19 protein-coding genes are annotated in these 19,743 nt (G+C 66.4%); 10 read left to right on the plus strand and 9 right to left on the minus strand.

All coding sequences use genetic code 11. The annotated features are described in order from the left end of the window. Positions 1-110 precede the first annotated feature (110 nt). Positions 111-2,420, minus strand: coding sequence for a glycine--tRNA ligase subunit beta (gene glyS, locus AC1RLU_RS10825; protein WP_492795506.1), 2,310 nt, complete (start codon positions 2,418-2,420; stop codon positions 111-113). Beyond that, the gene (locus AC1RLU_RS10830) at positions 2,420-3,337 is read right to left on the minus strand and encodes a glycine--tRNA ligase subunit alpha (protein ID WP_061964804.1); all 918 of its coding nucleotides are present in this window, start codon (positions 3,335-3,337) and stop codon (positions 2,420-2,422) included. The genes glyS and AC1RLU_RS10830 overlap by 1 nt, the downstream gene beginning before the upstream one ends. Before the next feature lie 256 nt (positions 3,338-3,593). On the opposite strand from AC1RLU_RS10830, the gene AC1RLU_RS10835 reads away from it, so the two are divergent. From AC1RLU_RS10835 to AC1RLU_RS10845, 3 genes are all read left to right on the plus strand, one after another. Further along, positions 3,594-3,863 carry a hypothetical protein gene (locus AC1RLU_RS10835; protein ID WP_492795507.1) on the plus strand — a complete coding sequence of 90 codons (270 nt, stop codon included), beginning with the start codon at positions 3,594-3,596 and terminating at the stop codon, positions 3,861-3,863. 128 nt (positions 3,864-3,991) lie between these two features. After that, entirely contained in the window at positions 3,992-4,243 is a 252-nt protein-coding gene (locus tag AC1RLU_RS10840; protein ID WP_492795508.1) for a hypothetical protein, read from the plus strand. A 156-nt stretch (positions 4,244-4,399) separates the two neighbouring features. Next, positions 4,400-4,705, plus strand: coding sequence for a hypothetical protein (locus AC1RLU_RS10845; RefSeq protein ID WP_082617199.1), 306 nt, complete (start codon positions 4,400-4,402; stop codon positions 4,703-4,705). On the opposite strand, the gene AC1RLU_RS10850 is transcribed toward AC1RLU_RS10845, so the two are convergent. Both AC1RLU_RS10850 and AC1RLU_RS10855 read right to left on the minus strand, forming a co-directional pair. Further along, positions 4,696-5,481 (minus strand): tRNA1(Val) (adenine(37)-N6)-methyltransferase, encoded by a 786-nt coding sequence (locus tag AC1RLU_RS10850; protein WP_492795510.1) that lies wholly within the window; start codon positions 5,479-5,481, stop codon positions 4,696-4,698. The two genes, AC1RLU_RS10845 and AC1RLU_RS10850, sit on opposite strands and share 10 nt — an antisense overlap. Then, the gene (locus tag AC1RLU_RS10855; protein ID WP_091855874.1) at positions 5,474-5,698 is read right to left on the minus strand and encodes a putative signal transducing protein; all 225 of its coding nucleotides are present in this window, start codon (positions 5,696-5,698) and stop codon (positions 5,474-5,476) included. The genes AC1RLU_RS10850 and AC1RLU_RS10855 overlap by 8 nt, the downstream gene beginning before the upstream one ends. Before the next feature lie 255 nt (positions 5,699-5,953). Here AC1RLU_RS10855 and AC1RLU_RS10860 point away from each other — a divergent pair, with 255 nt between their 5' ends. Further along, positions 5,954-6,889 (plus strand): polyprenyl synthetase family protein, encoded by a 936-nt coding sequence (locus AC1RLU_RS10860; RefSeq protein WP_492796205.1) that lies wholly within the window; start codon positions 5,954-5,956, stop codon positions 6,887-6,889. 57 nt (positions 6,890-6,946) lie between these two features. On the opposite strand, the gene AC1RLU_RS10865 is transcribed toward AC1RLU_RS10860, so the two are convergent. From AC1RLU_RS10865 to AC1RLU_RS10875, 3 genes are all read right to left on the minus strand, one after another. Continuing rightward, positions 6,947-7,822 (minus strand): 4-(cytidine 5'-diphospho)-2-C-methyl-D-erythritol kinase, encoded by an 876-nt coding sequence (locus tag AC1RLU_RS10865; protein ID WP_492795512.1) that lies wholly within the window; start codon positions 7,820-7,822, stop codon positions 6,947-6,949. Positions 7,823-7,848: 26 nt separating this feature from the next. Beyond that, entirely contained in the window at positions 7,849-9,615 is a 1,767-nt protein-coding gene (locus AC1RLU_RS10870; protein WP_244511888.1) for a tetratricopeptide repeat protein, read from the minus strand. A gap of 472 nt (positions 9,616-10,087) precedes the next feature. Further along, the gene (locus tag AC1RLU_RS10875) at positions 10,088-11,767 is read right to left on the minus strand and encodes an electron transfer flavoprotein-ubiquinone oxidoreductase (protein WP_492795513.1); all 1,680 of its coding nucleotides are present in this window, start codon (positions 11,765-11,767) and stop codon (positions 10,088-10,090) included. A gap of 172 nt (positions 11,768-11,939) precedes the next feature. Between AC1RLU_RS10875 and AC1RLU_RS10880 the strand changes: the two genes are divergently transcribed. From AC1RLU_RS10880 to ypfJ, 4 genes are all read left to right on the plus strand, one after another. Then, on the plus strand, positions 11,940-12,770 hold the full coding sequence (locus AC1RLU_RS10880; RefSeq protein ID WP_492795515.1) for a uracil-DNA glycosylase: 831 nt from the start codon (positions 11,940-11,942) through the stop codon (positions 12,768-12,770). A gap of 116 nt (positions 12,771-12,886) precedes the next feature. Beyond that, positions 12,887-14,317, plus strand: coding sequence for a cytochrome ubiquinol oxidase subunit I (locus AC1RLU_RS10885; RefSeq protein ID WP_492795516.1), 1,431 nt, complete (start codon positions 12,887-12,889; stop codon positions 14,315-14,317). 11 nt (positions 14,318-14,328) lie between these two features. Then, positions 14,329-15,333, plus strand: coding sequence for a cytochrome d ubiquinol oxidase subunit II (cydB, locus tag AC1RLU_RS10890; protein ID WP_492795518.1), 1,005 nt, complete (start codon positions 14,329-14,331; stop codon positions 15,331-15,333). Positions 15,334-15,440: 107 nt separating this feature from the next. Continuing rightward, complete coding sequence (ypfJ, locus tag AC1RLU_RS10895; RefSeq protein WP_113585551.1) at positions 15,441-16,328, plus strand: KPN_02809 family neutral zinc metallopeptidase; 888 nt, start codon at positions 15,441-15,443, stop codon at positions 16,326-16,328. A gap of 177 nt (positions 16,329-16,505) precedes the next feature. Here the strand turns inward: ypfJ and AC1RLU_RS10900 are convergent, their stop codons facing one another. Together AC1RLU_RS10900 and AC1RLU_RS10905 are read right to left on the minus strand one after the other, a co-directional pair. Then, a complete protein-coding gene (locus AC1RLU_RS10900) occupies positions 16,506-16,631 on the minus strand; it encodes a hypothetical protein (RefSeq protein WP_274532843.1) in 126 nt (41 codons plus the stop codon). Between the two features lie 149 nt (positions 16,632-16,780). Then, a complete protein-coding gene (locus AC1RLU_RS10905) occupies positions 16,781-17,266 on the minus strand; it encodes a hypothetical protein (protein ID WP_492795519.1) in 486 nt (161 codons plus the stop codon). A gap of 232 nt (positions 17,267-17,498) precedes the next feature. On the opposite strand from AC1RLU_RS10905, the gene AC1RLU_RS10910 reads away from it, so the two are divergent. Continuing rightward, a complete protein-coding gene (locus tag AC1RLU_RS10910; RefSeq protein ID WP_082617202.1) occupies positions 17,499-18,584 on the plus strand; it encodes a PA0069 family radical SAM protein in 1,086 nt (361 codons plus the stop codon). 188 nt (positions 18,585-18,772) lie between these two features. Next, on the plus strand, positions 18,773-19,384 hold the full coding sequence (rnhB, locus tag AC1RLU_RS10915; RefSeq protein WP_492795521.1) for a ribonuclease HII: 612 nt from the start codon (positions 18,773-18,775) through the stop codon (positions 19,382-19,384). The last annotated feature ends 359 nt before the right edge of the window (positions 19,385-19,743 follow it).

A 19,743-nucleotide genomic window follows, 5' to 3' on the forward strand; every position in this document is an offset into this window, starting at 1 on the left:
TCCGGAGGCGGGTTTGCCGGCGAAAGGGGCTTTCGAAGGAACGCGGAAGCCGCAAACAGAAACCCCTCTCCCGGGTGGGAGAGGGGTTTTCCGCAGTTCCTGCGCTCGGCTCAGCCCGCGATGCGATCGAAATCCGCGACCGCGCGCGTTGCCTGGCGGAGCTGGTTGAGCAGCTTCAGGCGGTTGGCGCGCAGGGCCGGATCGGGATCGTTGACCGTGACCTTGTCGAAGAAGGCATCGACCGCCGGGCGGATTTCGGCGAGCGCGGCCATGGCGCCCTCGTAATCCTCGGCGGCGACGGCGGCCTCGGCCTTCGGCGTCGCTTGCGCAAGTGCTACGGCCAGCGCCTTCTCCTCGATCAGGCCAGCCTCGGCGATGAGATGCAGGTCCGGAGTAGCGGCGAAGGCGCCTTCCCCGTCCTTCTTCTCCTCCGCCTTGAGGATATTGGCGGCGCGCTTGTAGCCCGCGAGCAGGTTCCTGCCGTCCTCGGTGTCGAGGAAACGTCCGAGCGCGGCGACGCGGCGGGTAATGAGGAAAAGATTGCAGCTTCCCGGCGCGATGACGGCATCGATGATGTCGTGCCGGGTGCCGACCTCACGGAGATGAACCCGGAGGCGATCCTGGAGGAACAGGCGCAGATCGTCGCTGATGGCGGGGTCATGCTCATCGACGAGCCGCAGCCATTCGGGCCTCTCGTCACGGCTCGCGGCAATCAGCGCGCGCGCCTGTTCACCGAACATTCCGCTGGTAGCCGCTGCGGACAGGATGGCGCCGAGTTTTTCGGGGGCCGCCGGTGCAGAGCCGATCTGATGACGCAGGAGCTGCACGTCGTTGAAACGGTCGATCGAGAAGTTCAGGCCGTTTTCCAGCACGATCCTGATTACGCCCAGCGCAGCCCGTCGCAGCGCAAAAGGATCCTTGCTGCCGGTCGGCTTTTCGTCGATCGCCCAGAAGCCCGTGAGCAGATCAACCTTGTCGGCCAGCGCCACCGCGACCGAAACCGGATCGTTAGGAACGCGATCGGACGGGCCGACCGGCTTGTAGTGTTCCTCGACCGCGGCCGCGACCGAAGCATCCTCGCCCTGCAGCTCGGCATATTTCCGGCCCATCAGGCCCTGCAGTTCCGGGAACTCGCCGACCATCTCGGTCGGCAGATCGGCCTTGGCGAGCCTGGCGGCACGTTCGGCCTTCTCCGGGTCGGCGCCGACGATCGGGGCCAGTTCCCTGGCCAGAGCCGCGATGCGCTGGACGCGCTCGCCCTGCGTGCCGAGCTTGGCGTGGAAGACGACGCCGAGCTTGTCGAGCTTGGCCATGCGCTGATCCAGCGGCTTGGCGAGATCGAGGCCGAGCTTTTCAGCGCTGTCCTTGAAGGTGTCGAGGTCCGGCAGCGAGCCGCGATCGGTCTGCCAGAAATAGGCGGCGTCCGAGAGGCGCGCACGAACCACACGGCCATTGCCGGCGGTGATCGCCACGCCACCATCGCTGGCGATGAGGTTCGAGACCAGGATGAAGCGATTGGCGAGATCGCCGGTCGCCGGATCGCGCAGCACGAAGCATTTCTGGTTGGCGCGGATCGTGGCGCGGATCGCCTCGCCGGGAATGTCGAGGAAGCGTTCCTCGAAGGAACCCATCAGCACGACCGGCCATTCGACGAGGCCGGCAACCTCCTCCAGCAAGCCCTCGTCCTCGACGAGGTCGAGACCCTGCGCGAAGGCGAGGTTGCGGGCGTCGGTGAGAATGATCTCCTTGCGCCGGTCGGCATCGAGCACGACCTTCGCCTTCTCAAGCGAGGCGACATAGTCCTCCAGGCGCTTCACCGTGATGGGTGCAGGCGCGTGGAAGCGGTGGCCATAGGTCACGTTGCCGGAGACGATGCCGTCGACTTCGAAGGGCACGATCTCGGTGTCTTCGGTCTCGGCGCCGAAAGTGCAGAGGATCGAATGCAGCGGGCGCACCCAGCGCAGGCTCGCGCCAGCGGCCGAGGCCTTGCCCCAGCGCATCGATTTCGGCCAGGGGAAGGACCGGATCATCGCAGGGACGATCTCGGCGATGGCCGCGACGGTTTCCTGGCCGGGCTTCTCGATGATGGCGACGTAAGATTCGCCCTTCTTGGGATCGCTGACGATGGTCGCCTGGTCGAGCGACGAAAGGCCGGCGGCCTTCAGGAAGCCCTGCACGGCGGCATCGGGCGCGCCGACGCGCGGACCCTTGCGCTCCTCGCGGACATCGCGGCCACGAACGGGCAGGCCGGCAATGTGCAGCGCGAGCCGGCGCGGCGTCGCGAAGGCCTTCGCGCCCTCATAGACGAGGCCGCGCTCGACCAGCGCATCGGTGACGAGCTTCTTCAGATCATCGGCAGCCTTGCGCTGCATGCGCGCGGGAATCTCTTCCGAAAACAGTTCAAGCAGAAGATCGGGCATCAGATGGCTCCCCCGCCGGCGGTCTTCAGCCAGGCCGCACCGCAGGCCTTGGAGAGCTCGCGCACGCGCAGGATGTAGCTCTGCCGCTCGGTGACCGAGATCACGCCGCGCGCATCGAGCAGGTTGAAGATGTGGCTGGCCTTGATGCACTGGTCATAGGCCGGCAGGGCGAGTTCGTGGCGGGGCTGGTTGGCGCCAGCGGCCGGTTCGCCGGCGGCGAGCAGGGCCTTGCACTCGGTCTCGGCATCGGTGAAGTGCCGGAACAGCATCTCGGTATTGGCATGCTCGAAATTATGCCGGGAGTATTCCTGCTCGGCCTGCAGGAAGACGTCGCCATAGGAGATGCGGTCCTCGCCATCGAGACCGTTGAAGTTGAGATCGTAGACGTTCTCGACGCCCTGGACATACATCGCCAGGCGTTCGAGCCCATAGGTCAGTTCGCCCGCGACGGGTGCGCATTCCACGCCCGCGACCTGCTGAAAGTAAGTGAACTGGCTGACTTCCATGCCGTCGCACCAGCATTCCCAGCCGAGGCCCCAGGCGCCCAAGGTCGGGCTCTCCCAGTCGTCCTCGACGAAGCGGACGTCATGCAGGCCGAGATCGACTCCGATGGCCTTGAGCGAGTCGAGATAGAGCTGCTGGAGATCCGGCGGCGACGGCTTCAGGATGACCTGGAACTGATAGTAATGCTGGAGGCGGTTGGGGTTCTCGCCGTAGCGGCCGTCCTTGGGGCGGCGCGAAGGCTGGACATAGGCTGCCCGCCACGGCTTCGGCCCAAGCGCGCGCAAGGTCGTCGCCGGGTGGAAGGTGCCGGCACCGACCTCCATGTCGTAGGGCTGCAGCACCACGCAACCTCGCTCGGCCCAGAAGCGCTGCAACGTCAGCAGCAGCCCCTGGAAGGAGCGGGTCGGATCCATCGCCGGGGAAGAAGCCGGGATGGTGGAGTGCGAGAGTGGCGCGGGGGCGGACAAGTGCCAGCAACCTTCCGATTACAAGGGAATGGTGCGGTGATTAGGGTTCGGACCAGTCATGGTCAAGCATGAGCCGGAACCGAAAGCGGACAGGTTTCGTTCATATCGGGTCTGATATCGACAATCCCAACCGCACGGCTCGCGATGTTCGGGGCGAGCATTTGATGACGGGCCGGCGGCTGCATAACCAAGGAGTAAGCCCATGTTGACAACCCGCATCATTGCCGCCGCTTTCGGCGCTGCGACCTTGCTCGGTGCCGCCATGAGCACCGCCCCGGCCTCGGCGGCGCCGATTTCCGCCGGCACGGCGCTGGCTTCCGGCGCCGAAACCGGTCTCGTCCAGCAGGCCTGGCATCGCGGCCGCCCGCATTACGGCCCGCGCCGCCATTACCGTCCGCGCTGCTGGACCGAGTCCCGCCGCGTCTGGAACGGCCACCGCTGGATCAGGCGTTCGGTCCGCGTCTGCCGCTGAGGCGAGCGCATATCCTAAGACGGAAAGGGACGGCGCGGGTTGCGCGCCGTCCGTGCAATAACGCCCGCCATCCGCCTCGGGGATGACGGGTTGGCCCCGCCTGGGCCGGCGGCGCGATGGAGGCCAGGATGTTCCGGACAACGCTTCTTGCTGCCGCGCTGGCGGGTTCTATGGGCGGAGTCGCTCTCGCCGTCTCCCCGGTTGCGGCCGCGCCTGTCGCTGCCGCGGCCGGTCAATCGGCGCAAGCCGGGCAAAGCCTCGTCGAGCAGGCCCAGTATTACGGCCTGCGCCGATACCGGCGCCCACGCTGCTACTGGTCCGACCGCCGCGTCTGGAACGGCTGGCGCTGGGTGGTTCGCCCGGTGCGCATCTGCCGCTGAGCGGCTCCCAAGAATGGCCGCAATGTGGCTGTTGGCTGAAGGCAAGCTGAACGACGCGATTCCGTGCCGTTCAGGTTCGAGGCCCTAATATTCAACTTAAGGACGGCGTTTTCATCCGACGGCAGGGACTGCCGGCGCCATCTCATGGAGGTTTTCATGTTTCGGACACTGATCGTCACCATGGCGACCGCTGGTGCGCTGGGCGTCGCCGGCATCGCCGCTACCCCTGCTTCTGCCGCCCCGATTGCGGCAGCGCCGATTGCGGCCGCGCCCTCGGTCTCGAGCGAAGGCATGGTACAGCAGGCGCAGTATTATTACGGGCCTCGGCGCTATTACGGCCGGCCGCGCTATTACGGCCCCCGCTATTACGGGCCGCGGCGCTATTACGGCCCGCCGCGCTTCTATGGCCCGCCGGCCTATTATGCTCCGCGGCGGTTCTACGGGCCGCGCTACTACTGGTAATCGGGCGTAAGGCGCCCACGACCGCGATGGACCGCGTCGCTCAAGGGTGTCAGCCTGCCATCAGCGCCATTGATCACGAAAGCCGGCAGCAACGCTGCCGGCTTTCTGCTGTTCAGCACGGCCGTGACGATGATGCGGATCGCGGGCCTGTCGGCAAAGGCATGGACCGGGCGGACCGCAACCGCGCCGAAGCCGGTTTCGAGGCCGGCCAGAACTTCGGGCAGCGCCTCGACCCGATGAATAAGCGCGAGATATCCACTCGGCCGGAGCAGGCGCCGGGCCGTCCGCAGCCAGGGCGCGAGCGCTCCTTCGGCGACATGGGCGGCCTTGCGGTTCGGGACAGGCGAGGCCCGGCTGCCGCCCGGGCGATAGAAGGGCGGGTTCATCGCCACCGCGTCGAAGGACGCGGATGCCAGGCCCAGTTCCGACAGAGCCACGGCCCGCGCCGTGACATCGCCGGCGATCGCCGTCACGCGACCCGCCATGTCGTTGAGTCCGGCATTGCGCGCGGCCAGCGCGGCCAGCTCCGGATCGCGCTCCAGCAGCGTGACCTGCAACTCCGGCTGGGCCAGCGCCGCGGCGAGGCCGACCGTGCCGACGCCGGCCCCGATATCCAGCAACGCGCCGCCGCCTAGGTCCGGCAGCGCCGCTGCGAGCAGGACCGCATCGCTGCCGGCGCGGTGGCCCTTGCGCGGCTGGAGCAGCCTCAGCCGGCCATCGAGCAAACGATCCTCTACGATCTCGCCCAGTGCCACGCCCGGTTCGATCTCACTCATCACGCAATTCTGATCCGTAGCCGGCCTCGACCAGCAAAGCCCGCGCACGCCTGCGATCGGCATCGCGCACCAGCAGGCGACGGGGGAAGGCTCCGATCATGCCCTCGAGCGAACTGATATGCTGATCTGCGATCAGGCAGTCGAGATTGGCCGAAGCCAGCAGGGCCTCGACGGCGCCGAGCAGGATAAGGTCGTTGGTGCGCAGGAGTTCGTGCATGGCTCCATGGAGCCCAAGCGCCCGGGTTTGTGCAAGAGCCGTCGGCTTTCGGGCCCCCGTTCACGCAAAGGTGCGGCGTCACGCCGGTTTGCAGGGGCTGGCGTCCCATGCGACGGTTGTGGCATGGCACAAGCGCGCCGCCCGGCGCGGGTATCTGACTCCGGAGTGTCTCCAGTGGGTGTCGTCGTCTCCCTCGAGGAACGGGAATCGAATCAGGCCAGCATCGAGCCGCTGGTCGCGCTGACGCGCGAGGACATGGCCCGCGTCAACGCGATGATCCTGTCGCGCACCGGCTCCGACGTGACGATGATCCCGGAGGTCGCCAACCACCTGATCTCGTCGGGAGGCAAACGGCTGCGGCCGATGCTGACGCTCGCGATGGCCGACCTCTGCGGCTATGCCGGCGATGGCCATGTCAAGCTCGCGGCCTCCGTCGAGTTCATGCACACCGCCACGCTGCTCCACGACGACGTCGTCGACGAGAGCGACATGCGCCGCGGCAAGCTCGCCGCCCGCATGCTCTGGGGCAACGAGGCGAGCGTGCTGGTCGGCGATTTCCTGCTCGGCCAGGCCTTCAAGATGATGGTCGAGGTCGGCTCGCTCAGGGCGCTCGACATCCTCTCCACCGCCGCTTCCGTGATCGCGGAGGGCGAGGTTCTCCAGCTCTCCGTCGCCAAGAACACGGAAACGACCGAGGACGAGTATCTGGCGGTGATCCGCGGCAAGACGGCCGAGCTCTTCGCCGCCGCCTGCGAGGTCGGGCCGGTGATCGCCGGCTCCCCCAAGGCCGATGCCGCCGCCTGCCGCAGCTACGGCCTCAATCTCGGCATCGCCTTCCAGCTGATCGACGACGCGCTCGACTATGGCGGCGTCGCCGCCAAGCTCGGCAAGAACACCGGCGACGATTTCCGCGAGGGCAAGATCACCCTGCCCGTCGTGCTCTCCTTCCGCCGCGGCGACGAGGCCGAGCGCGCCTTCTGGAAGCGCACGCTACAGGACGGCGAGATCCGCGACGGCGATCTGGAGGAAGCACAGGCGATCATGCGCCGGCACAAGGCGCTCGACGACACGATCGCCCGCGCCGAGCATTATGCGCGCATGGCAAAGGACGCGCTCGGCCTGTTCCCGGCCTCGCCGATGAAGCAGGCGCTCAACGCCGCCGTCGATTTCTGCGTGGCGCGGGCGCATTGAGCTGACGCGCCGCCGTCACTGCGAGGAGCGCAATGACGGTCGAGCGGCCCCACCGCTTTAGCTCAGCAGCGTCGGCTTGACCCACCAGCCCGGCCGCTCGCGCTGCAACGCCTTGGCAGCGGCAGCGCTCGATGCGCAATCGTCGAACAGCGCGAAGCAGGTCGCGCCCGAGCCCGACATGCGCGCCAGCCGGCAACCGGGCAACGCCGCGAGCCGGTCCAGGGCCTCGCCGATCACCGGCGCACCCCGCTGCGCCGGTGCTGCGAGATCATTGCTCGTGGTCGCCAGATAGCCCAGCAGATCCGCGGCCGATGCCGGGGCCGCAAGATTCTGCGCGCGCGCTTCCGACGTCACCTCACCCGCCTTGAGACCAAGCGCCCGGAATACGCCCACCGTCTCGACCCCCACGCCGGGATTGACCAGCACGGCGAAAAGCGGCGGCAGCCTGAGCACCGGGCCGAGCTTTTCGCCAATGCCGGCCATCAGCCGCGCGCGCGAATCGAGACAGACCGATACGTCGGCCCCGACCTGCGTCGCGACCTCCCGCAGGATCGGATCGCCCGGAGCGATGCCGTTCAGGCGCGCGAGCAGGCGCAACGCCGCAGCCGCATCGGCCGAGCCGCCCCCGATTCCCGAGGCGACCGGCAGGCGCTTGACGAGATGGAAGCGTCCCAGGCGTAGGCCGGGGCGTGCCGCTGCAAGCGAGCGGGCAGCGCGCAGGACAAGATTGCCGTCATCGGCCGCGAGTCCTTTAGACCGAGGCCCTGCGAGCGTCAGAGAGAGGTCAGCGCCGGGATCGAGCGACAGCGTGTCGCCGACGCCGGCGAAGGCGACGAGGCTTTCAAGCTCGTGATAGCCGTCGGCGCGTCGGCCGAGCACGCGCAGGTCGAGATTGACCTTGGCGCGGGCGCGCGTCGTCAGCGGTGGGGCCACGGCGTCAGGCCGGCGACGCGGAAGCGTCAGCCGCCGTCCTTCTTGGTCTCCTCGACCGCATTGGCCGAAGGATCCTCCATCCCGCGCTCGATCTTGCGCAGGATCTTCTCCAGGTCCTCAGGCTCGGGCTTGAGGTCGCGGGCGTGGTTCCACTGGAACTTCGCCTCGAGCTGGCGGCCGGTGCGCCAGTAGACGTCGCCGAGATGATCGTTGATGACCGGATCGGACGGGCGCAGCTCCGCGGCGCGCTCGATCTCGCGCGAGGCATCGTCGTAGCGGCCGAGGCGATAATAGGCCCAGCCGAGCGAATCGATGATGTAGCCGTCGCGCGGGCGGAGCTCGACGGCGCGGCGCAGCATGTCGAGCGCCTCGTCGAGCTTGAGATGCTTGTCGACCAGCGAATAGCCGAGATAGTTCAGCACCAGCGCCCGCTCGCGGCCGAGCGGATCGGGCAGGAGTTCGAGCGCCTTGCGCAGATCGGCCTCGGCCTCGGGCCAGCGGTTGATGCGCTCGCGGGCGATGCCGCGGAAATAGAACAGGTCCCAGTTGGCGCGGCCGGGCGAGGCGAGCTTGTCGATGGCCTTGTCATAGGCCGCCGCGGCTTCCGCGAATTTCTTGCGCGAGCGATAGATGTTGCCGAGCGCCGAGAGCGCGTCGACATCGTCCGGCCGCTCGGCAATGACCTTGTCGAGATGCTTCACCGCCTCTTCGGGCTTGCCGAGATTTTCCAGGGCCAGGCCGGCCTGAATCTCGGCATTCGGACGCAGCGGCGAGGAGGCCGGCATCTTGTCGTAGACGGCGACGGCATCCTCCGGCTGGCGCGCACGCTCCAGAATGTCGCCGAGCGTCAGGATCGCGAGGTCGTGGCCGGGGTCGAGATAGATCGCCATGCGCAGGTAGAGCAGCGCGGCGGCTTCGTCGCCCTGGCGATTGCCGGCGCTGGCGAGGCCATAGAGCACCTCGGCCGCGCCCTGCTGCGGCGTCGTGATCTGACGCGGCGGCGCATCCTTCTTGCCGACGAGCGCCATGCCCTCGCGGATGATCGGATGATTCGGCAGCAGGCGGTCGAAGGCGGCGTAGGTTTCGGCCGCACCGTTGAAATCGCCGTTGCGGGCCTGGAAGCGCGCCCAGAGATCGACCAGCCGGAGCGTGGTCTTCTCGGCGTCATAGGCGGATTTCAGCCGCTTTTCAGCTTCACCCTTGCGGCCGGCGGCATCGAGAATGAGCCCGGCATGATAGTCGCGGAAAAGATTGTAGGACGCCTCGCCCTTCAGGCGCTCCAGCGTCTCGATCGCTCGGCGGGAATTGCCGGAGCCGAGATAGGACCAGGCTGTGAGCAGCGTCGCGGTGATGTCGGCCGCGCGCCCCCTGCCCCCGCGCTGGAGATGATTGCGCGCCGTCCGGTAGCTCTTCTGCTTGATCGAGCGGATGCCGATGACGAGCTGGGCGAGGCCATTGCTCGGGTCCTGCTGGATCAATTTGTCGGCCGCCCGGAAGGCATCCGGCATGGCACCGTCGGCCAGGAAGGCGACGAAGGCGCGCTCGGTCAGATCGTTGTTCTGCGGGTCTTCCTTGATCGCCTCGCGCAGATAGACGGAGGCCGCACCGAGATCGCGGGAGGCACCGGCGACGATCGCGGCGAGGTAGTTGCCTTCCAGGCTGTCGCCCGGCTCGAGCGTGTCAGCCGTACGCGGCTGCGTTGCGCCCTGGGCAGCGGCCACGGCTGGCAGGAACATCAAAAGCGACAACGCAGCAGCCGTGCCGGAGGCACGCACCTTCTTCAATAATGTCACGACTGCCATTCTCCCTCGGTCCGCAGCCTCACCATCTCGGGGCGCACTCTTCCAGCGGACCGTGATCGCTTCGCGTAGGCTGCCAAGATGGCGGTTTCCGGGCGGACGGGCAAGCCGGCCCCCTCCCGAATGCGGCTCTTTCGTAGCAGCCGCGCAACACTCCCGGAAATCTGCCTGACCAAGCGGTCGAAAGCCGAAAACGGCGATCATCACGCAGGGATATCGGGCCTATAGCTTGTCCGTCTGCAGCTTTCGCAGCGATTCCACTGGGACTGTTCCAATGAAGAAGATCATTCTGAGCATTGCCGCCATCGCACTCCTCGGCGGCTTCGTCGCCGGCTGCGCCAAGGACGAGACCAAGCCGGTCGCCAAGATCGTCCGCAAGGGCTGATCGGCCTCCTGGCCTGACGATAAAGGGCGCGCCGGCCGGCGCGCCCTTTATTGATTCATCGGACAGCGAATCGCCCCGCGATCACATATTCGCGTAGCCCGGCCCGCCGCCGCCTTCCGGGACCGTCCAGGTGATGTTCTGGGCGGGGTCCTTGATGTCGCAGGTCTTGCAGTGGACGCAGTTCTGCGCGTTGATCACGAAGCGCGGATTGGCCTTGGTCTCGGCGTTCTCGTAGACGACTTCGTAGACACCCGCCGGGCAATAGAGTCGCGCCGGCTCGCCATAGAGCGGCAGGTTCTGCGCGATCGGGACCGACGGGTCGGTCAGCTTCAGATGCGCCGGCTGGTCCTCCTCGTGATTGGTCGAGGAGAGGAAGACCGAAGACAGCTTGTCGAAGGAGATCTTGCCGTCCGGCTTCGGATAAGTGATCGGCGTGACCTCGGCCAGCGGCTTCAACGTCGCGAAATCCGGCTTGCCGTGCTTCAGCGTGCCGAAGGGCGACCAGCCGAAAAGCTGGTTCAGCCACATATCGATGCCGCCGAGCCCGATGCCGAGCAAGGTGCCGAACTTGGACCAGAGCGGCTTGACGTTGCGGACGCGCTTCAGGTCCTTGCCGATGGCGCTGTCGCGCCAGCTCGTCTCGATCTCGACGACCTCGTCATGACTGCGCCCGGCCTGCAATGCCGGCACCAGCTTCTCCGCCGCCAGCATGCCCGACAGGATGGCGTTGTGGCTGCCCTTGATGCGGGGCACGTTGACGAAGCCCGCGGAGCAGCCGATCAGCGCGCCGCCCGGGAAGGTCAGCTTCGGCACCGACTGCCAGCCGCCCTCGGTGATGGCGCGCGAGCCATAGGCGATGCGCTTGGCGCCCTCGAAGGTGTCGCGGATCAGCGGATGGGTCTTGAAGCGCTGGAACTCGTCGAAGGGCGAGAGCGTCGGGTTCTGGTAGTTCAGATGGACGACGAAGCCGACCGAAACCAGATTGTCGTCGAAATGATAGAGGAAGGAGCCGCCGCCGGTGCTGTTGTCGAGCGGCCAGCCGAAGGAGTGCTGGACGCGGCCCTTGTGAAACTTCTCCGGCTTGACCTGCCAGAGTTCCTTCAGGCCGATGCCGTATTTCTGGGGCTCGCGGCCTTCATCCAATGCAAATCGCTTGATCGCGATCTTGGAGAGCGAGCCGCGCGCGCCTTCGCCGAGCAGCGTATAGCGGCCGCGCAGCTCCATGCCCCGGGTGAAGCGGTCGGAGACCGTGCCGTCCTTGGCGATGCCCATGTCGCCGGTGGCGATGCCGGCGACCGAGCCGTCCTCGTTGAAGAGCAGCTCGGCGGCGGCGAAGCCCGGATAGATTTCGACGCCGAGTGCCTCGGCCCGCGCGCCCAGGAACTTCGCGACGAGCCCGAGCGAGCCCACGAAATTGCCGTGGTTATTCATCAGCGAGGGCATGCCGAAATTCGGCAGGCGGATACCGTTCGGCTCGGTCAGGAAATAGAAGATGTCTTCCTTGACCTCGGTGGTCAGCGGACGATCGGGATCGTCGCGCCAGTCCGGCACGAGCCGGTCGAGGCCGATGGGATCGATGACGGCACCGGAGAGGATATGGGCGCCGACCTCGGCGCCCTTCTCGACCACCACGACCGAGATGGACTCATCGAGCTGCTTCAGCCGGATCGCAGCCGCCAGACCCGCAGGGCCGGCACCGACGATGACGACGTCATAGTCCATGCTCTCGCGCGGTTCGCTCTGCGCTTCCTTGAGATCCATCCTGCCCTCCGCCTCAGCAGCATGCGCCGCATGATAGTTTATATATGAACTATTTCACCGGGTCGTTCAATGCCGGCTTTCGTCCAGTCTGGAACCCCTCTATCCAAGCGTGCGTTCCATTTTGCAACTGTGTCGGCTCGCAGAGAGGGTTTGCAAGGTATAGGATGCAGCGATGAGCCTGTCCGATGCAGTCAGCCCCGACGCGCCCGATCCTTACGAGCTTTTGAGCTGGTACGCCGAGATGGGCGTGACCGAGGCGCTCGACGAAGCGCCGCGCAACCATTTTTCCGACCCGGCTCCTGCCGGCGAGCGCGGCGACGGGCAGCCGCGCCTGCGCCCGCTACCCGGCCGCCCTGCCGCTCCGGCACGGCCGATGGCGGCTGCGGCAACGGCACCTGACGACGCCACGGTCAGCGCCAAGGCGCTCGCTCGCGAAGCGCGCACGCTCGATGAGCTGAAGGCCGCGCTGGCCGGTTTCGAAGGCTGCGTGCTGAAGGCCACCGCCAAGAACCTGGTCTTCGCCGACGGCAATCCGCAGGGCCGGGTGATGATGGTCGGCGAAGCGCCCGGTGCCGACGAGGACCGCATCGGCCTGCCCTTCGTCGGGCGCTCCGGGCAGTTGCTCGACCGCATGCTGGCCGCGATCGGGCTGAGCCGGAAGGACGACGTCTATATCGCCAACATGCTGCCCTGGCGACCACCGGGCAACCGCACGCCGACGCCGCAGGAAGTGGCGATCTGCCTGCCTTTCATCCAGCGCCAGATCGAGCTCGCCGATCCCGACATTCTTGTCTGCGTCGGCGGCCCTTCCGCACAAGGACTGCTCGGCTTCACCGGCATCCTGCGCTCGCGCGGCAAATGGGTGGAATACGACACCGGCGCGCGGCGCATCCCGGCGATCGCGACGCTGCACCCGGCCTATCTGTTGCGGCAGCCGCTGCAGAAGCGGCTCGCCTGGCGCGACCTGCGCGCGCTGAAGGCGGCGCTCGACGGGAAGAATTGACGCAGCGACGTTGCGCGCAGGCGCGGCACGAGGCAGGCTTGCATTAGATCACATCCAGACACGCCCGAACGGGCGAGGCCCGGCACCGGCGTGACGTGGCCAGACGGAGTTCTGCGATGGTCATCGATGCTTTTCTGCTTTCGCGCATCCAGTTCGCCTTCACCATCTCGTTCCATATCGTCTTCCCGGCCTTCACGATCGGGCTTTCCGCCTATATCGCGACGCTGCTCGGGCTGTGGTTGAAGACGGGCGACCCGAAATTCCACCTGCTCGCCCGGTTCTGGACCAAGATATTCGCCGTCTCCTTCGCGATGGGCGTCGTCTCCGGCATCGTGCTGTCCTATCAGATCGGCACGAACTGGAGCCGCTTCTCTGTCGCGGTCGGCAATATCGTCGGTCCGCTGCTGGGCTATGAGGTACTCACCGCATTCTTTCTGGAAGCATCCTTCCTCGGCGTGATGCTGTTCGGCTGGAAGCGGGTGCCGCCCTGGCTGCATTTTCTCTCGGCGGCGATCGTCGCCGGCGGCACGGCGATGTCGGGCTTCTGGATTCTCTCGGCCAATAGCTGGATGCAGTATCCCGTCGGGCACGAGGTTCGCGACGGCATCGCCTACCCCGTCGACTGGATGAAGATCGTCTTCAACCCGACCTTCCCCTTGCGCTTCGCGCATATGATGACGGCGGCCTATCTCACCACCGCCTTCGTCGTGCTGGCGACCGGCGCGCGCCATCTCCTCGCCGGACACCGAACCGAATCGGCCAAGACGATGGTGCGCATGGCGATCCTGATGATCGCACTGACCGCGCCGCTGCAGGCGCTGATCGGCGATTTCCACGGCAAGCAGACCGCGATCTACCAGCCGGCCAAGCTTGCCGCTATCGAGGCGCATTGGGATTCGGCAAAGCCCGGCGCGCTCGTCCTCTTCGCCTGGCCCGACGAGAAAGCCGAGCTCAACCGGTTCGAAATCTCGATCCCCGGCGTCGCCAGCCTGCTGACGCATGGCAGCATGGATGCGCTGTTCCCGAGCCTCAGGGATTTCAAAGTCGAGGACCGGCCGCCGGTGCTCATCCCCTTCTTCGCCTTCCGCGTCATGGTCGGCATCGGCACCCTGATGATCCTGTTCGGCTGGGCCGGCGCCTGGCTCTGGAAGCGCGGCACCATCTTCGAATCGCGCCGATGGCTCTGGCTCGCCCAGTACAGCTGGCCGGCCGGGTTCGTCGCCATCCTCTCCGGCTGGTTCGTCACCGAGGTCGGTCGCCAGCCCTGGCTCGCCACCGGCGTCCTGCGCTCGAAGGACGCGGTCTCGCCGATCACGACTCTCGAGGTCGCGATCTCGCTGGGGCTGTTCGTCTTCGTCTACTGCGTGGTGTTCACGGCCGGCATCCTCCTGATTAATCGCCTGATCGACAAGGGACCGGACGAGATCAGCCATGAGGACCCGCCCGAGCAGCCATCGAAGCGGACGCTGAAGGCGGCACAGGCGCCCGCCGCGGCGATCTTCGGCGACGGCCATCCCGGCGACGACAAGATCCAGCCGGCGAACTGAGGAGAGCTATTATGGAATGGTATCTCCCCGTGATCTGGGCCGGCGTGATCGGCTCCGCCGTAATGCTCTACGTCATCCTCGATGGCTTCGACCTCGGCATTGCCATCCTGTTCCCGACGACGAAGGACGAGGGCGAGCGCGACCAGATGATGAATTCGGTCGCGCCGTTCTGGGACGGCAACGAGACCTGGCTGGTGCTCGGCGGCGCGGGACTCTGGGTCGCCTTCCCCTATGCCTATGCCATCATCATGCCGGCCTTCTACATCCCGGTGATCCTGATGCTGCTGGCGCTGATCTTCCGCGGCGTCGCCTTCGAGTTCCGCTGGGTGGCCAAGCCCCATCACAAGGTCTGGGATCTCGCCTTCTGGGCAGGCTCGACGCTCGCTGCCTTCGCGCAAGGGCTGATCCTCGGCGGATTGCTCCAGGGCGTGAAGGTCGTTGACAAGCAGTTCGCCGGCGGCCCCTTCGACTGGCTGACGCCGTTCACGGTGATGTGCGGCATCGGCGTCGTCATCGGCTATGCCACGCTCGGCGCGACCTGGCTGGTCTACAAGACGGAGGGGCCGGTGGCGGACCGGGCGCGCCGGCAGGCGAAGGCACTGCTGCTGGGCCTGCTCGCCTTCGCCGTGCTGGTTTCGCTCTGGACGCCCTATGCGCATCCGCGCATCGCCGAGCGCTGGTTCACGCCGTCCAACCTGATGCTGCTCTGGCCGCTTCCGGTGCTGACCGCGATCTGCGGCTACATCGCCTGGAAGCGGCTGCACGGCGCGCATGAGTTCACGCCTTTCGCCCTCACGATCGCGATCTTCGTCCTGTGCTTTCTGGGGCTCGCGGTCTCGAACTATCCCCATCTGGTGCCGCCCGATCTGACGATCTGGGACACGGCAGCGGCGCCGAGCTCGCATATCTTCGTGCTGATCGGCGTCAGCTTCCTCCTGCCGACGATCCTGTTCTACACCGCCTTCGTATACTGGACCTTCCGTGGCAAGGTCAGGATCGACAGCGGCTACCACTGAGTGGAACCCCCGCGGTCAGGTTGCGTTCAGGAGCGGTTTGCAAAGACGACTTGAGTTCCCCGCATCTCCCGGCGAGATTGCGGGGGAACTTCGCCGGGGATGCCTTCATGCAATGGGAAGATTACCGCCAGTCCGATAATCTCGAGGACAGGCGCGGCAGTGGTGGCGGCGGCGGCTTCGCCGGCATGCCAGGCGGGCGCGGCGGCGTCGGCATCGGCACGATGGTGGTGCTCGGCCTGCTCGGCTGGGCGCTCGGCATCGATCCGCGCCTGCTCATCGGCGGCGCCGAACTGATCGGCGGCATCGGCGGGCGCGAGCAGACGCAAGAGACGCGCCGTTCCTCCGGCCCGCCGGAGGACCAGATGGGTCGCTTCGTCTCGGCCGTTCTGGCGCAGAACGAGGACATCTGGTCGAAGCTTTTGCCGCAGCAGGCCAATACCCGCTACCAGCCGCCCCGGCTCGTCCTGTTCTCCGGCGTCGACCGTTCGGGCTGCGGCACCGCGCAATCGGCGATGGGGCCGTTCTATTGCCCGGTCGACAAGAAGGTCTATCTCGACACCTCCTTCTTCCAGGAAATGCAGCGCAAGCTCGGCGGCGGCGGCGATTTCGCCTATGCCTATGTGATCGGCCACGAGGTCGGCCATCACATCCAGAACCTGCTCGGCATCCTGCCCAAGGCCAACCAGATCCGCGAGCGCTCCTCCGAGCGCGACGCGAACGCGATCTCGGTGCGAATCGAATTGCAGGCGGACTGCTTCGCCGGCGTCTGGGCTCACAACGTCCAGGCGATGGGCCGTATCGACCAGGGCGATATCGACCAGGCGATGCGCACCGCCTCCGCCATCGGCGACGACAAGCTGCAAAAGGCGGCGCAAGGCACGGTCGTGCCCGACTCCTTCACGCACGGCTCCTCGGCGCAGCGCATGAAGTGGTTCACCACCGGCTTCCAGTCAGGCTCGATGCAGAGCTGCGACACGTTCCGGAATCAGGTGTAGCGCCTCTCAACGGCGCCGGAGGTGCCGGGGTCGCAGACGGTCATCACCGCCTCGTCCCGCTGGCTGGTCGCTCCGGCCGGGCGTTCAAAACAAATCGGGCCCGAACGGGCCCGCGACTTCCTGAGAATGCCGTGCGGAGGGCTGCATCCAGCCCTCCGCTTGGTTTTCGTGGAGAGGCTAGCTCCAGAATCCTTCCTGATGTTCGCGAGGCGAGAACGTATCTTCGTCCTCCCGTTGTTCCTCGCGCTTGTCCTCGTCGCGCTCCGCTTCGAGCGCAGAACAGGAATCGTGCCGTTCCAGCATGGATCTCTCCTTTCGATGTCTGAGGGAGGTGCTTCAGGCAACCGTCTACATATGAACTTATGCTGCAGCGCACAAGTTCCCGCACGAAATTCGTTTCGCCATGCGCTTCAGGCATATCGCCTTCGGCGGCGCCACATCCCTCCAGGCAGCTAGCCCGCCCGCTCCCGCAGGACCGGCAGCCGCACCGGCGCCCGGTCGAGACGACCGGTCAGCGCGACCGCCTTGGGCATGACAAGCCCCGCCGTGAGCCCGCGACCGGGCAGCGAGAACATGAGCCGTTCGCGCAAGGACGCAAACGCCCCTTCCAGGGGAATCAGGGCCGGCTTTGCCGCCGCGACCAGCAGATGACGCTCCACCGCCTGGACCCAATGAGCCTGCGGCACATCGCCGGATTCGAACAGGACGAGGCGGTCTCCCCGTGCATGGGCTGCGCCTTCCCGCCAGGCTTGCTCATGGCTCGCGCGGAGATAGCGGGCGCCGGTGGCGTCGGCAGCGCGCTCGGTCTCGGGCGCACCGACCGTGTCGACGAGCACCGCATGGCCGAGAAACCCCTCCGCGACCGCTGGAATCAGAACAGCCAGGGTCGCGGCAAGCGCCTGCTGGGAACCATCGCTGCGGATCACGGCCGTGAGCATAAGCGAAATCCTATGCCGCAACGCAGCATGTCACAATCCCGCCCTTGCTTTATGTTCTTGTTATGTTCACTCTACATGAGACCAGAAGGCGTCGATTCCCGGCGCGTGACGCGGTTCGAAAACCATGCCCCAGGCCAGACCCACTTCACGGCCCTTCCCGGCAGCCCAGCCCCTGCGGCGGCTCGACCGGGAGCCGAGCGTCTCGGCGCCGGTCGTCGCACCCGCCGATCCGATGGCCTATATCGGCCATCAGATCGATCCCGACAGGCGGCGCGGACGCGGTGCCACGATCAATCCCGGCGGCCGCTACGAGGCCGAGCAGCGCGTCGCCGAGGACGACGGCTGGGGGTCGCTGGAGGAACTCCCGCCGTTCTCGACCGAGATCGCCTATGAGAAGGCGCGCACCATCATCACGCGCAACGACTCGCCCGATATCTCCTTCGACCGCTCGATCAATCCCTATCGCGGCTGCGAGCATGGCTGCGTCTACTGCTTCGCCCGGCCGACCCATGCCTATCTCGGCCTGTCGCCGGGGCTCGATTTCGAAAGCAAGCTGACGGCGAAGCCCGATGCGGCGGCGCTGCTGGAAAAGGAGCTCTCCTCCCCCTCCTATCAGCCGCGGACGATCGCGATCGGCACCAATACCGACGCCTACCAGCCGATCGAAAGGAAGCTCCGGATCATGCGTCAGATCCTGGAGGTGCTGGCAAAGTTCAATCACCCCGTCGGCATCGTCACGAAATCGGCGCTGGTCCAGCGCGACATCGATATCCTCGCGCCGATGGCGGAGAAGGGACTGGTTAAGGTCGCGCTCTCGGTAACGACGCTCGACCCGAAGACCGCACGCGGCATGGAACCGCGCGCCGCCTCGCCAGCCAAGCGGCTGGAGACGATCCGCAAGCTCTCCGAGGCCGGCATCCCGGTCACGGTGCTGGTCGCGCCGATCGTCCCGGCGATCAACGAGCACGAGATCGAGCGCATCCTCGACGCGGCGAAGGCGGCAGGCGCCGAGGCAGCCGGCTATGTCCTGCTCCGGCTGCCACTCGAAGTGCGCGACATCGTGCAGGAATGGCTGCTGACGCATCATCCCGACAAGCTCAGGCATGTAATGTCGCTGATCCGCTCGACGCGCGGCGGCAAGGACTACGATTCGCAATGGGGCCAGCGCATGGTCGGCTCCGGCCCCTATGCCTGGATGATCGGGCGGCGCTTCGAGATGGCGGCCGAACGCATCGGCTTCAACACGACGCGGCGCCGACTGCGGACCGATCTCTTCGTGAAGCCGGAGAAGGAGAAGGCGCAGTTGAGTTTGTTCTGAGGCGTTGGGCGGCTGCTCTCGCCGTCATGCTCGCCCTTGTGGCGAGCATCCAAGCCTTGGGCACCGCATTGTAGGAAGGAAGACGTGGATGGTCGGGACAAGCCCGACCATGACGATCAAACGCGATTGCGTGGGGCGAGGAAAAGACGGCTCTGGCCCCGCGCTGTGCTCTGCTGCATAACCCCGCCATGCCCGCCGATTTCAACCGCGAAACATCCGCCATTGCCAACGGCCGCTGGCCGCTGGCCGGCATCGACGAGGTCGGACGTGGGCCGCTGGCCGGCCCGGTCGTCGCCGCCGCCGTGATCCTCGATCCCGAGCGCGTGCCTTATGGACTCGACGATTCGAAGAAGCTCTCGACTGCGATCCGCGAGGAACTCTTCGGCGAAATCATGGAACGGGCGCTGGCCGTCTCCGTCGCCAGCGTGACGGCCGTCGAAATCGACGCCATCAACATCCGGCAGGCGACGCTGCTGGCGATGCGCCGGGCCGTGGCCGGCCTGCCGCTGGCACCGCTGCATATCCTGGTCGACGGCAACGATCCGCCGCAATTCGCCTGTTCCTGCGAGGCGATCATCCAGGGCGACGGGCAGATCGCCTCGATCGCGGCAGCGTCGATCATCGCCAAGGTGACGCGCGACCGGATGATGGCGCGGCTGTGCAAGCGCTATCCGGCTTATGGCTTCTCCAGCCATGTCGGCTATGCGACGCCGCAGCATCGCAAGGCGATCACCGCGCACGGCCCCTGCCCGGAACACCGCTATTCCTTCGCGCCGGTGAAGGGCGTGTGGTTCCGGTAGGCCGCGGCCTCGCGCGTCGCTCCTCGGTGGGGAGGAAGCCTCTGTCCGACCTCCGTGACCTCGGCCGTATTTCACTCCGTCATGCTCGCCCTTGTGGCGAGCATCCACGTCTTGAACACCGCCCTTGCTGAAGGAAGACGTAGATGGCCGGGACAAGCCCGACCATGACGGGAAACACGGCTCCCGGACCTCACCGAACGCCCTCGCAAGCTGCCCTTACGGCAGCCTGAGACGTTAACCGCCGTTTACGAATTTCTCTTGATTGCCAATGGGCTAGGCAAAATCTGCAGCCCCAGAATGGGACGCATTTTTTTCAAAGCGGAAACCCGACCTTTACCCTGTCCGACCAAGATCGCCCT

This window comes from Allobosea sp. GW822-FHT05A11 (genome assembly GCF_058800455.1).